This is a genomic window from Kocuria sp. JC486 (genome assembly GCF_011602805.1).
GTDB lineage: Bacteria > Actinomycetota > Actinomycetes > Actinomycetales > Micrococcaceae > Kocuria > Kocuria soli.
Genome location: NZ_JAAOZS010000001.1, coordinates 201,670 through 213,876 on the forward strand (window position 1 = coordinate 201,670; position 12,207 = coordinate 213,876).

Below are 12,207 nucleotides of genomic sequence, written 5' to 3' on the forward strand. Positions count from 1 at the left end.
CCTTCACTGTATTCGCCTGGAAGCCTCCGTCCGGACACGGGCGGTCGAGTCCTGCTCGTTCTCAAGGGCGTCGAGCAGCCGAAAACGGGCCGGTCGGCGGGACGCCAGGTCGGCCGGGGGCACGAACCGATCGGCAGTCTCCGTGCTCCCCCACCGCACGCGGCGCATCACTCGGAACACCGGCCGTTGGATGTAGAACCATGACAGGCCCGCCAACACGGCCGTGATCAGGCCTGCAAGCACGACGGTTGTTCCGCGGTCCCACCCAGTGCCGGCCGGCGCCAACAGGACGGTGTGGACGGGCCATCCGTAGGCAACCACTCCGACCCAGACGTCGCGACCGGCCAGGAACGACGGCATGGGCAGCGCGATCAACGGGGCGAGCGCCAGGGCCAGGAACGGTTGGCCGAAGTCCATACCGCCCATGGCCAAGGGAACTGACAGCGCGAACAGCGTGGTGCCCAGGACAGGAACCAGGAACCTCTGCACGCGTCCCGACTCGGCGAGTCCTCCACCCCGGGCGACCAGGAGCGATCCCGCCAGAAAGTAGGTGATGAGGTGGAGGATGCACAGGACGCTGGCGCGAAGCGTGGCAAGGTCGGTCGTGCCTGCATCCGTGACGGGGCCTGCCGGAGCGAATCCACCGATCAACAGCCGCCACTCCGGTGCGCTGGCACCCAGGACGCAGGAGGCCCACATGGTGATGGCCAGCAGCACCGGGATGACGGTGGACGCATGCGCCCGGGTCCAGCGCCAACGCGACAGCGCGGTCATTGCCAGGCAGCCAATGGCCCAGGCCGGCAGGACCGTGCAGAACGCCGTCAACACCGGGGACGGTTCGGACGGGTTCTGAAGGACCAGTGCCAGCAGAAGGCCCGGCCCGAAGGTGGCGGCTCCGGAGGTCACCAGGCGGGCGAAGGACCCGTGGGTGGCCCGACTCTCAGGTTCGGACACATGGCGGTGGGTGACCAGGATTCCCGAGAGCACGAACAATGCCCCCAGTGCGATCTCTCCCACGAGCCCGGGCATGCTCCAACCCGGGACAGCCACCGTGGGGTCCGTGGTTCTGCCATCGGCGGAGCTTGCCCCGCCCGGCGCCGTCGTCGCAATCGCCAGGCAGAGGAGGAACCCGGCTGCCAGCACGGTGGACAGTGCCGTGATGTTGGCCCGCTGGCCGCGGGTGAGCGTCAGAGGGAACGACCCCGACGCGGTTGCGGGAGCAGCACCGACACCGAGGGCGGGTTCATGCCCCTGCGAGGCACCGGACACGAAGGAGGCCACGGGTACTCCTGTCCGCGGGGTCGGATCTGAGACGGGTCAAACGAGGGAGGCCCCCATCGTGTGGAGTCCGCCGGTCGAGAGTCGGTGGACACTCGAGTGCGGTCACTGAGCCGGTGAGGCGACCGGCGACGGAGGTTCCACGTGCACTTTCCCACGTCAACGGTCGATTCGCGGGCGCCTGTTTCCGTGTGCATGCACACGTCCCCCGGTCGGCGGACGGGTCGTGCATCCGGCCCGGGAATGTGCGGGCAACGCGCCTGGTCGGCTCGCCCACGTCCCCCAACACGCCCCATACCGTCGGACTCGATGCGACCATGGTTCCATGACTCCACAGACCCGCATCCTGATCATCGGCGGTGGCATCGCAGGGCTGTCCGTGGCCTCCGAGTTGTGCCGCCGTCGAAGGACGGGCATGGGCCTGACCCTCGTCGAAGCCGAGCCGCGTCTTGCCCACCACACGTCCAGCCGGTCGGCGCAGCACCTGAGTCCGGGCTACGGTCCACCGGCGGTGCGGGAACTGACCCGGTTGACCGTCGCTCAACTGCGCGACGGCCTGCCCGGTGCATCCGGCCCGGTGGTCTGGCCGGCACCGACCGTGGTCATCGGCAGTGACGACCAATTGGCTGCCGAGACGACCTTCACCTCCGAACAGATCGACCGCGCCCGGGTTCTCGAGCTGTGCCCGGAGCTGGCCGGGGTACCGGACCGGGCGTTGCAGGGCGGACTGTTCGAGGACGACGCCGTACGCACCGACGCACCCGCCATCCTCGAGTGGCACCGCAGCCAGGCGGCCGAGGCCGGTACGCGCATACTGACCGACTCCCCCGTCCGCTCGGCGTCCTACGACGACGGCGTCTGGACCGTTCTTGCCGGAGACCATCGATTGAATGCGGAGATCGTGATCAACGCAGCCGGGGCCTGGGCGGACAAGGTCGCAGGACTGTTCGGCGCGTCGACGCTCGGGCTGCAACCGCTGCGACGGACCGCCGCCGTCGTGGAACTGGAACGTCCCCTGGAACCGGGCCATCCCGTCGTCGTGACTGCCGACGGTGGCTGGTACTACCGAGCGGATCCGGAAGGGGCGATGATCTCCACGGGCGAGGCAGAGCCCGAGGAACCCTGCGACTCCGTCCCTCACCCCGGGCAGATCGAGGCACTCGTGGACGAACTGAATTCGACCACGGATCTGCGCATCACGGGGGTCAAGCGGGCATGGACGGGTCAACGCACCACCGCGCCGGACGGGGTCCCTGTCTGCGGGTTCGACCCACGCGTGCCCGGGTTCCTGTGGCTGGCCGGTCAGTCCGGTTACGGCTTCCAGACCAGCACGGCTCTGGCCCGCGCCGCCGCGGATTGTCTACTGGACGGCTGTATCGGTGCGTGGTGCAGCCCGGAGACCACAGAGGCCCTGTCCCCGGCCCGTTTCTGACCCCGATTTGCCCTTCCAGGTCCCTTCCATGCGCCGAGACCTCCGTTATGGCCCGAATCTCGCGCGAATTCAGGTCTTAACGGAGGTCTCGGTGGGGCCGGGGCGACGGCGCCGTCTGGGAAGGGACCGTCAGAAGTCCCAGTCCTCGTCGTCGGTGTTCACGGCCTTGCCGATCACGTAGGAGGAACCCGAACCGGAGAAGAAGTCGTGGTTCTCGTCCGCGTTCGGCGACAGGGCCGAAAGGATCGCGGGCGACACATCGGTCATCTCCTTGGGGAACAGCGCCTCGTAGCCCAGGTTGTTGAGCGCCTTGTTGGCGTTGTAGTGCAGGAACTTCTTGACCTCTTCGGTCCACCCCACGCCGTCGTAGAGCGATTCGGTGTACGCGATCTCGTTCTCGTAGAGCTCGTCCAGGAGGTCGTAGGTGAAGGTCTTGAGTTCGTCGCGACGCTCCTGGGTCTCCTTCTCCAGACCCTTCTGGTACTTGTACCCGATGTAGTACCCGTGCACGGCCTCGTCGCGGATGATCAGGCGGATGATGTCCGCGGTGTTCGTCAGCTTGGCCTTCGAGGAGAAGTGCATGGGCAGGTAGAAGCCCGAGTAGAACAGGAAGGACTCCAGCAGCGTGGAAGCCACCTTCTTCTTGAGCGGGTCATCCCCCACGTAGCGGTCCAGGATGATGTCGGCCTTGCGCTGGAGGTACTCGTTCTCGTTGGACCAGCGGAAGGCCTCGTCGATCATCTTGGTGGAGGCCAAGGTGGAGAAGATCGACGAGTAGGACTTCGCGTGGACCGACTCCATGAACGCGATGTTCGTGTAGACCGCTTCCTCGTGCAGGGTCACGGCGTCCGGGAGCAGGGACACGGCACCCACGGTGCCCTGGATGGTGTCCAGCAGGGTCAGGCCCGTGAACACCTTCATGGTGAGGTCCTTCTCCTCGTCCGTGAGGGTGTTCCAGGACTGGACGTCGTTGGACAGCGGGACCTTTTCGGGCAGCCAGAAGTTGGCGGTCAGCCGGTCCCAGACCTCGTCGTCCTTGGGGTCCTGGACGCGGTTCCAGTTGATCGCTTCGGCGTGGTGGCGGACCAGCGCGACCTTCTCGCTCATCATCGTGGACGTCTCTCCTTGTTCGGACTGCTTGGCTCAGACTGTTCGGCCGGGGTGGCCGTGGGGGTTTGGTCTGTCTGTGTGTCGGTCTTCGGGTCCGACTCTAACGACGACGACGCTCCTGGCGGTCCAGGCGCCATCCCGTGTAGGTCACACCGTTGCCGAAGCTCTTGCTCTCGGTGAGTACGGCGGGCGTGATGGAAAAGCCCTCCGGCACCAGCCCTCGGCCCTCCCCTTGGATCACGGGGTAGGTGAACAGCCGCAGCTCGTCCACCAGTCCCTCGGCCAGAAGTGTGTGGCACAGGGACACGGACCCGGTACACACGATGTCCTGGCCGGTCCGGTCTTTCAACCGGCGAACGGATCCCACGACGTCGTCGGTGATCACGGTGGAATTCTGCCAGCGGGGGTCGGTCATGGTCCTGGAGACCACGTACTTGTCCACAGTGTTCAACTGGTGCGTGATGCCCGTGGCGTCGTCGTCCTGGGCCGGCCAGAAGCCGCGGAAGGCCTCAAAGGTCTCGCGGCCGAGCAGCACGGCGTCACAGGTTTCGTCCTGTCTGCGCAGTTCAGCCAGCAGGTCCGGGTCCTGGTCCGTGGGGTCGAACCAGTCCCCCAGCATGTCTATGCGACCGTCGATGGTGATGTTCTGGGTGATCACGAGCTTGCGCATGTCTGAGCCTCTCTGTCCGCTACACGGTCATTTCAGGCTAGGAAGTGGGCTCGACGCGGGTGTGTCCGATCCTGCGGACCTTCCGATGCCGCCGAGTTCGGAGTTGTTCCGCCTATTCGGGTGAATAGGCGGAACAACTCCGAACTCGGCGAGCAGGCGGAGCGTCAGAGCATGCAGGACACGCAGCCCTCGACCTCGGTGCCCTCCAGCGCGAGCTGGCGGATGCGCGAGTAGTACATCGTCTTGATGCCCTTGCGCCACGCGTAGATCTGCGCCTTGTTGATGTCACGCGTGGTGGCGGTGTCCTTGAAGAACAGCGTCAGGGACAGGCCCTGGTCCACGTGCTGCGTGGCAGCGGCGTAGGTGTCGATGATCTTCTCGTACCCGATCTCGTACGCGTCCTGGAAGTACTCCAGGTTGTCCATGTCCATGTGCGGAGCCGGGTAGTACACGCGACCCAGCTTGCCTTCCTTGCGGATCTCGATGGCCGAGGCGATCGGGTGGATCGAGGACGTGGAGTTGTTGATGTAGGAGATCGAACCGGTCGGCGGAACGGCCTGCAAGTTCTGGTTGTACATGCCGTGCTCGGCCACCAGACCCTTGAGCTCCAGCCAGTCCTCCTGGGTGGGAATGTGCACCCCGGCGCGGGCGAAGATCTCCCGCACCTGGTCGGTGGCCGGGACCCATTCCTGCTCGGTGTACTTGTCGAAGTAGGACCCGTTGGCGTAGTCCGAGTTCTCGAAGTTCACGAACGTCTCACCGCGCTCCTTGGCGATGAGCATGGAGGCCCGCACCGCGTGGTAGACCACGGTGTAGAAGTACATGTTCGTGAAGTCCACGCCCTCTTCGGAGCCGTAGTGGATGTGCTCACGGCCCAGGTACCCGTGCAGGTTCATCTGGCCCAGACCCACGGCATGGGACATGGAGTTGCCGCGCTGAATCGACGGCACGGAATCGATCTCGGACTTGTCGGACACTGCCGTCAGGCCGCGGATCGCGGTCTCCACGGTCTGCCCGAAGTCCGGGGAGTCCATGGTCATCGCGATGTTGAGGGACCCGAGGTTGCAGGAAATGTCCTTGCCCACGGTCGAGTAGCCCAGGTCGGCGTCGTACACCGAGGGCTCAGAGACCTGGAGGATCTCGGAGCACAGGTTGGACATGATGACCTTGCCCTCAATGGGGTTGGCCTTGTTCACGGTGTCCTCGAACATGACGTACGGGTAACCGGACTCGAACTGGACCTCCGCGATGGTCTGGAAGAACTCACGCGCGTTGATCTTGGTCTTGGAGATCCGGGCGTCGTTGACCATCTCGTGGTACTTCTCCGTCACGTTGACGTCGGAGAACGGCATGCCGTAGATCCGCTCGACGTCGTACGGGGAGAACAGGTACATGTCCTGGTTCTTCTTGGCCAGCTCGAACGTGATGTCCGGGATGACGACACCCAGGGAGAGGGTCTTGATGCGGATCTTCTCGTCCGCGTTCTCCCGCTTGGTGTCCAGGAACTTGTAGATGTCCGGGTGGTGGGCGTGCAGGTAGACGGCACCTGCGCCCTGGCGGGCACCCAGCTGGTTGGCGTAGGAGAACGAGTCCTCCAGCAGCTTCATGACCGGGATGACACCGGAGGACTGGTTCTCGATCTTCTTGATCGGGGCACCGGACTCGCGCAGGTTGGTCAGTGCGAAGGCCACGCCGCCGCCGCGCTTGGACAGCTGCAGGGCGGAGTTGATGGAGCGGCCGATGGACTCCATGTTGTCTTCCATGCGCAGCAGGAAGCAGGAGACCATTTCGCCGCGCTGCTTCTTGCCCGCGTTGAGGAACGTGGGGGTCGCGGGCTGGAAACGGCCCGTGATGATTTCCTCGACCAGCTTCTCGGCCAGCTGCTCGTCGCCGTCGGCCAGGTAGAGCGAGACCATGACCACGCGGTCCTCGAAGCGCTCCAGGTAGCGGCGGCCGTCGAAGGTCTTGAGCGTGTAGGAGGTGTAGAACTTGAACGCGCCCAGGAAGGCCTGGAAGCGGAACTTGTGCGCGTAAGCCTGCTTGGAGAGCTTCTTGACGAACTCGAAGGAGTACTGGTTCAGCACCTCCGGCTCGTAGTACTGGTGGTCCACCAGGTACTTGAGCTTCTCCTCGAGGTCGTGGAAGAACACGGTGTTCTCGTTGACGTGCTGCAGGAAGTACTGGCGTGCTGCCTGCCGGTCGGCCTCGAACTGGATGTTGCCGTCGGCGTCGTAAAGGTTCAGGACGGCGTTGAGCTCGTGGTAGCCCATGCCCCGGAACTTTTCGGGCACGGTGGGGTCGTCGTGACCGGATTCGGCGATGCCGGAGTGCGCGGTGTGCGTGGTTACTGCCACAGGTTCATCAGTCCTTCGTTCACTTTGTTCACGTCTTCTTCCGTACCCATGAGCTCGAACTTGTAGAGCACGGGCACCCCGCACTTGGCGGAAATCTTCTCGGCGGCGATGCAGAACTTCTCACCGAAATTCGTGTTGCCGGCCCCCAGGACGCCCCGCAGGAGCTTCCGGTTGGCCTCGACATTGAGGAACTTCACCACCTGAGGTGGTACTGCTCCCGCCCCTTCCGGCCGCCCGTAGGTCGGCACGACCAGGACGTACGGCTCTTCCATGACGGGCACGTCCTCCGCTGTGTGCAGCGGCAGGGCGACTTTGCGTGCCCACAACTTCTCCACGAATCGGCGGGTGTTGCCCGAAACGGAGGAGAAGTAGACGACGACGGGGTCATCCGCGCCGTCCGGTCGTTGCCCCGGGGCTCCCCGAGCGTCGTCCTGGTGTGCCTCCCGCTGGCGGGCGGCCTCCACTAGAGCGGCAAGGGCGGACATGTGAGATCACTTCCGTAATGCGAGTGGGGTGGATTCAGTCCCTTGGTGAGGCAACGACGTGGTGTCTCTGGAGCTTCCCGCCGAGGTCGTGGACCGTCGGCGGTGGGCCGGGGTGTTCGGTGACGGTGCGGGGTTGCGCCGGACACGACGACGGCCCGGTGGGTCGCCGTCGTCGCCACCGTTGCGGGTGGCACGACGACCTCACCGAGCCGACGAGGTTCGGGTGTCGGCCCGGCGGGTCAGGCCGAGAGGCTGACGCGCAGGGAGGAGATCTTGTCCGGGCGGTAGCCGGACCAGTGGTCCTCGCCGGCGACGACGACGGGCACCTGCTGGTAGCCCATGCCGACGACGCGGTCGAAGGCTTCCTGGTCCTCGGTGACGTCGATGACGTTGTAGTCGATGTTGCTCTTGGTCAGCGCACGGTAGGTGGCGTTGCACTGGACGCAGGAGGGCTTGGAGTAGACGGTCACGGACATGTCGAGGGTCCCTTCCTGATGGGGTGGCCTGTCGAGCGGTGGGGAGAAGCCGGCCGGGGAAGTACGTGCTCCGCCGAGTGGGCGGGCGGACCGGTCCGCTTTGGTGGACCTCTCTCCTGTGCTGAGCTTCGATACTACATCTAGTGTCGCCCGCGTCGAGCAACCCCAAGATGTCGTGTCTGACCCTTTGGACCTGTTGTCCTCATGCTGTCCCCAGAGTCACAGTTTTCATCCACAACGTGCTGCGCGGGACTCCCCCGTGTTCACGCCGCGGCGGCCGTTCGTGCCGTCTCTTGTCCACAGGTGTGGAGTACCCGGAGACAGCGCCCGTGCACCCAGAATTCACTTTGGGAAAACATGTCGCGGCGTGTCGGTCACCGGTTCAACAGCTTGCGCACGACGGTTGACGGTGCCGGTGCCCCCAACGCGATCTTGGCCAACCGTGACTTAAGCGGCCCGTACGGCGGGTAGATCACTTTCAAGGTGTCCGGGGCGAGTGGCTTGTCCAAGACGGCCCTCGGGTGGCTGAAGGTCTCCAGGGAGTACTCGCCGTGGTAGTTCCCGATTCCGGACTCCCCCACCCCGCCGAAGGGCAGCTGGGGGTGGGCCAGGTGAACCAGGGCCGCGCCCAGGACAAGTCCTCCGGAGGAGGTTTCCCCTCTGAACGCGGTCCGCACGTCGTCGTCTTCGCTGAACACGTAGAGCGCCAGGGGCTTCTCCCCTGAGTTGATCGTCCCGACAGCGGCGTGATGATCCTCCACGGGTACCAGCGGCAGCACCGGGCCGAAGATCTCGTCCCGCATGAAGGGGCCGTCCACAGCGCTGCGGATCACCGTGGGTGCCAGATACCGCTGCGAGAGCTCCCTGGCCCCGCCCGTGACCACGTCCTCCGCGGCCACGTCGGCCAGGAGGTCCGTCAGTTTGGACAGATGCCGTTCGGTGACGATCCGCCCGTAGGACTCCGACTCCGCGGGATTCCTCCCGTAGAGCTTCCGGATCGCCGCAACCAGCAAGGGTTCAAGACGGGTCAGAACCTCCGGCGGACCCATGACGTAGTCCGGGGCCACGCAGGTCTGACCGGCGTTGAGGAACTTGGCCCACGCAATTCTGTCCGCAGCCGTGCCCAGGTCCACGGTGTCGTCGATCCACACCGGGGACTTCCCGCCAAGTTCCAGGGTCACGGGGGTCAGGTACTGCGCGGCGGCACGCATGACCACGCGCCCCACCGTGGCGTTACCGGTGTAGAAGACATGGTCGAAACGGTGCTGCAGGACGCGCGTGGTCTCCGGCACGCCACCGGTGACCACCCCCACGACGTCCCCCAGGTAGTCACGCAGTGCCGATACCAGGACTTTGGCGACGTGCGGGGTGACTTCCGACGGCTTGACGACGGCGGTGTTCCCGGCGGCCAGCGCACCGGCCAGGGGCGAGAGCACAAGCTGGACGGGATAGTTCCAGGGCGCGATGACCAACACCGTCCCCAAGGGCTGGTTCTCCACCCAGGACCGTGACGGCGCCAGCGACCCTGCCGCCGGGACCTTCCTCGGGCGCAACCATTCGGGCAGGAGCTTGCGCAGATGTCCGATCTCCGCGAGCACGGTCCCGAGCTCCGTGGTCCAGCCCTCCGTGGGGTGTTTGCCGAGGTCCAGGGCAAGTGCTTCCAGGAAGTCGTCCGCCCGCTCCCGCACCATGGCCTCGAGCCGGTCCAACCGTTCCGTCCGATCCGCGAGGGACACGGGCGCCGTGAACGCAGCCCGGGCGGCGGACACCGCTGAGTCGACCGCCGCCTGGGCCTCTGGCTCCAACCCCTCCACGGGGCTCAGCTGAGAGTCGAGATCCTTCTGGTGAGGAAGTTGGAGAGGACCGGACGTGTGTTCGGATCCTCGTGTGCTGGTACTGGCATGACTGGGACCGTTGTTATCCATGTCCCCACGCTATGCCCCGGGACCGACAACACAGTGCACCGCCAGAACCGTCACGGGAACCGGGTCACAGCAAGCCGATCTCCGCGAGCTTCTCGGAGATCGTGGCCCCGTCGTTCGCCTCGATCAGAGGAATGCCCTCCGGGATCTCCGCCCGCTTGCCGGTCAACAACTGCCCGGACGCCAGCACAGCCTCCGTGGGCGAAAGGTTTCGGATCACCACAGCCGCCACGTTCTGCGGGTAGCGGCGCGCGAATCCGCCGTAGATCTCGGGGTCGTGCTGGCCGTCGTCGCCGATCAGGATCCACCTCACGTCCGGGAAGTCCCGCGCCAAGTGCTCCAGGTTCTCCACCTTGTGCCGCGACCCCGAGCGGAACCAGCGGTCCGTCGTCGGGCCCCAGTCGGTCAGCAGGAGCGCTCCGGAGGGGTAGGCGTTGCGGTTGAGGAAACGGCGCAGCGTGGGTGCCACGTTCCACGCTCCCGTGGACAGGTAGAGGAAGGGCGCCCCCGTGTGCTTCTTGGACAGCCGTTCCATCAGGACGGCCATGCCGGGCGTTGGCGCGCGTGCGTGTTCGTTGAGCACGAACGAGTTCCACGCCGCGAGCATGGGGCGGGGCAGGGCGGTGACCATCACGGTGTCGTCGACGTCGGAGATCACGCCGATCCGTTGGGCGTCGTCGACCACGGTGATCCGGGACGTGGCCCACTGAGAACCGTCGGTCCGCAGTTGCGCCTCGTGCACGCCGGGTTCGAGCGAGATTTCCAGGTCGGCGTCGATCACCCCCCCCTTGTCGGCGACCATGTGGAATTCACGGCCGCCCAGACGGACGTCAACATGGGCGAAGGTGATGGGCAAGGAGGTGAAGGACCGCCACCCGCGGATCGAGAACTCGTCTTCGTCCGTGGGGTCCTCCGGGCCGGCGGTCTTGAGCAGGGCGCGGCCCAGGACGCGGACGTGGGACGTGGTCCCGTACCCGTCGAAGGCCACCATGACCGGCACGTCCCCGTGGCGTTCGGCGCGACGCTCCCGCGCCTGCGCCACCCGCAACTCCAGCCGGTAGCCGAGGTTCAGCGCTTCCTTGGTGACCTGGTCCACGGTCTGCCGAAGGTCCGTGGCCAGGTCCACGGGCATCTGGTCCGTTTCGGTGCGGCTGAGCGACATGTCAATCAGTCTTGCACAGCAGGACGACGACGCCCGCTCAGCCGGCCACTTCCGTCAGCGCCCCGTCCTGGTCACGGTGCCAGGTCACTCCGTGGGCATCCGTGAAGCTGAACGACACCACACGTCGGTCCACGGATTTGGTGACGGGTCGGAGAAGTTCGCACTCTCCCGGCAAGCGTCCGAGGTCCCAAGCGTAGGAACCCTTGCCGGGCCCGTAGACGAGGTGCCCCGGCGGCAGCATCCGGATCCTCAGCGGTGCAAGTTCGCGGTACCCGGACCGTTGCCCGTCGACGTAATTCAAATCGATGGCGTGGACTTCGATGTCAAAGACCGGCGCAGCGGTGCGGTTCTGCACCTCGATGACCGAAGTTGATGGGGCGTCGACGGGGATCTCCGCCGACATCCAAGCCAGCAAACCCTCGGCCTGGGAACGGCGCTTGACGGCTGATTCCCGGCGGTCGCGTCCGTCCTCGATGCGCCGAAGCTTCCTTGATTCGATGAAGGCCAGGACTGCAACCACCACTGCGACTGAGCTGAGGACGATTTCCATACAACCAGGCCTACGCCCAACCGTGGAGCCGGTCCACTGTGTGACGTGCGATGACGTCGCTTCAGTCCGTTGTGACTCGGAGTCAGAGCTGCTTCGACTCCGCGCCCTCGGCCGGCTGGCCAGAACTGCTCCGGCGCGACGCCAGGACGTGCCCGATGATCGGCAGGATCGACAGCACCACGATGCCCACGGCGATCAGGTCGACGTGTTCGGCCACGAACGGCACACCGCCCAGCAGACGTCCGGCAGTCAGCATGACGGTCACCCACAGCACGGCGCCGGTGACGTTCCAGCCGACGAACTTCCGGTACCGGTAGGCACTGGCACCGGCCACCAGCGGGACGTAGGTGCGCACGATCGGCACGAACCGCGCCAGGACCAGGGCCTTGCCGCCGTGGAGCACGAAGAACTCCTCGGCCTTCAGCAGGTGGGAGGTCTTGAGGATGCGGGCGTTGTCCGCGAACAGGCCTCGGCCGAACTTCTTGCCGAGCATGTACCCCACCTGGTCACCAGCGACGGCGGCAACGGCCGCCAGCGCCCAGACCAGCCAGAAGGGCGTGCCCATGGCGGGCAGGAGCATTCCGGCGGCGAACAGCAGGGAGTCACCGGGGAGGAACGGGAAGAGCAGTCCCGATTCGATGAAGATGAACACCACCATGATGGCGATCGCCCAGGGCCCGGCCGCTTCGAGAATCGCTCCGGGGTCGCTGAAGGCTGAAGTCACCTGGTGCAAAAAGTCCATGGAGAGATGATGCTCCCACCAGTGGG

At 65.6% G+C, this 12,207-nt stretch carries 11 protein-coding genes; 1 reads left to right on the top strand and 10 read right to left on the bottom strand.

The window, feature by feature from the left end; all coding sequences use genetic code 11:
• Positions 1 to 3: 3 nt before the first annotated feature.
• The gene (locus GWK18_RS00880) at positions 4 to 1,281 is read right to left on the bottom strand and encodes a hypothetical protein (protein WP_123824026.1); all 1,278 of its coding nucleotides are present in this window, start codon (positions 1,279 to 1,281) and stop codon (positions 4 to 6) included.
• Positions 1,282 to 1,603: 322 nt separating this feature from the next.
• Here GWK18_RS00880 and GWK18_RS00885 point away from each other — a divergent pair, with 322 nt between their 5' ends.
• Positions 1,604 to 2,710, top strand: coding sequence for an FAD-dependent oxidoreductase (locus GWK18_RS00885; RefSeq protein WP_123824023.1), 1,107 nt, complete (start codon positions 1,604 to 1,606; stop codon positions 2,708 to 2,710).
• A gap of 129 nt (positions 2,711 to 2,839) precedes the next feature.
• Here the strand turns inward: GWK18_RS00885 and nrdF are convergent, their stop codons facing one another.
• The 9 genes from nrdF to GWK18_RS00930 all read right to left on the bottom strand — a co-directional run bounded on the left by nrdF (position 2,840) and on the right by GWK18_RS00930 (position 12,181).
• Positions 2,840 to 3,817, bottom strand: coding sequence for a class 1b ribonucleoside-diphosphate reductase subunit beta (gene nrdF / locus GWK18_RS00890; protein WP_166832539.1), 978 nt, complete (start codon positions 3,815 to 3,817; stop codon positions 2,840 to 2,842).
• Between the two features lie 103 nt (positions 3,818 to 3,920).
• Positions 3,921 to 4,490 carry a dihydrofolate reductase family protein gene (locus GWK18_RS00895; RefSeq protein WP_166832541.1) on the bottom strand — a complete coding sequence of 190 codons (570 nt, stop codon included), beginning with the start codon at positions 4,488 to 4,490 and terminating at the stop codon, positions 3,921 to 3,923.
• A gap of 164 nt (positions 4,491 to 4,654) precedes the next feature.
• The gene (nrdE, locus tag GWK18_RS00900; protein ID WP_166832679.1) at positions 4,655 to 6,760 is read right to left on the bottom strand and encodes a class 1b ribonucleoside-diphosphate reductase subunit alpha; all 2,106 of its coding nucleotides are present in this window, start codon (positions 6,758 to 6,760) and stop codon (positions 4,655 to 4,657) included.
• A gap of 74 nt (positions 6,761 to 6,834) precedes the next feature.
• Positions 6,835 to 7,329, bottom strand: coding sequence for a class Ib ribonucleoside-diphosphate reductase assembly flavoprotein NrdI (gene nrdI / locus GWK18_RS00905; protein WP_166832543.1), 495 nt, complete (start codon positions 7,327 to 7,329; stop codon positions 6,835 to 6,837).
• 239 nt (positions 7,330 to 7,568) lie between these two features.
• The gene (nrdH, locus tag GWK18_RS00910; RefSeq protein WP_166832545.1) at positions 7,569 to 7,805 is read right to left on the bottom strand and encodes a glutaredoxin-like protein NrdH; all 237 of its coding nucleotides are present in this window, start codon (positions 7,803 to 7,805) and stop codon (positions 7,569 to 7,571) included.
• Between the two features lie 374 nt (positions 7,806 to 8,179).
• The gene (locus GWK18_RS00915) at positions 8,180 to 9,619 is read right to left on the bottom strand and encodes an aldehyde dehydrogenase family protein (RefSeq protein WP_348535789.1); all 1,440 of its coding nucleotides are present in this window, start codon (positions 9,617 to 9,619) and stop codon (positions 8,180 to 8,182) included.
• Between the two features lie 175 nt (positions 9,620 to 9,794).
• Complete coding sequence (locus GWK18_RS00920; protein ID WP_166832549.1) at positions 9,795 to 10,889, bottom strand: phosphatase domain-containing protein; 1,095 nt, start codon at positions 10,887 to 10,889, stop codon at positions 9,795 to 9,797.
• A 37-nt stretch (positions 10,890 to 10,926) separates the two neighbouring features.
• On the bottom strand, positions 10,927 to 11,439 hold the full coding sequence (locus GWK18_RS00925) for a hypothetical protein (protein WP_166832551.1): 513 nt from the start codon (positions 11,437 to 11,439) through the stop codon (positions 10,927 to 10,929).
• A gap of 82 nt (positions 11,440 to 11,521) precedes the next feature.
• Positions 11,522 to 12,181, bottom strand: a complete 660-nt coding sequence (locus GWK18_RS00930; RefSeq protein ID WP_166832553.1) for a VTT domain-containing protein — start codon at positions 12,179 to 12,181, stop codon at positions 11,522 to 11,524.
• Positions 12,182 to 12,207 lie beyond the last annotated feature (26 nt).

Excerpts from the sequence above, each read along its gene's own strand:
- nrdH (WP_166832545.1), bottom strand. The coding sequence starts at position 7,805 with ATGTCCGTGACCGTCTACTCCAAGCCCTCCTGCGTCCAGTGCAACGCC.
- GWK18_RS00925 (WP_166832551.1), bottom strand. The coding sequence starts at position 11,439 with ATGGAAATCGTCCTCAGCTCAGTCGCAGTGGTGGTTGCAGTCCTGGCC.
- nrdI (WP_166832543.1), bottom strand. The coding sequence starts at position 7,329 with ATGTCCGCCCTTGCCGCTCTAGTGGAGGCCGCCCGCCAGCGGGAGGCA.
- nrdE (WP_166832679.1), bottom strand. The coding sequence starts at position 6,760 with ATGGGCTACCACGAGCTCAACGCCGTCCTGAACCTTTACGACGCCGAC.
- nrdF (WP_166832539.1), bottom strand. The coding sequence starts at position 3,817 with ATGAGCGAGAAGGTCGCGCTGGTCCGCCACCACGCCGAAGCGATCAAC.
- GWK18_RS00895 (WP_166832541.1), bottom strand. The coding sequence starts at position 4,490 with ATGCGCAAGCTCGTGATCACCCAGAACATCACCATCGACGGTCGCATA.
- GWK18_RS00885 (WP_123824023.1), top strand. The coding sequence starts at position 1,604 with ATGACTCCACAGACCCGCATCCTGATCATCGGCGGTGGCATCGCAGGG.
- GWK18_RS00920 (WP_166832549.1), bottom strand. The coding sequence starts at position 10,889 with ATGTCGCTCAGCCGCACCGAAACGGACCAGATGCCCGTGGACCTGGCC.
- GWK18_RS00930 (WP_166832553.1), bottom strand. The coding sequence starts at position 12,181 with ATGGACTTTTTGCACCAGGTGACTTCAGCCTTCAGCGACCCCGGAGCG.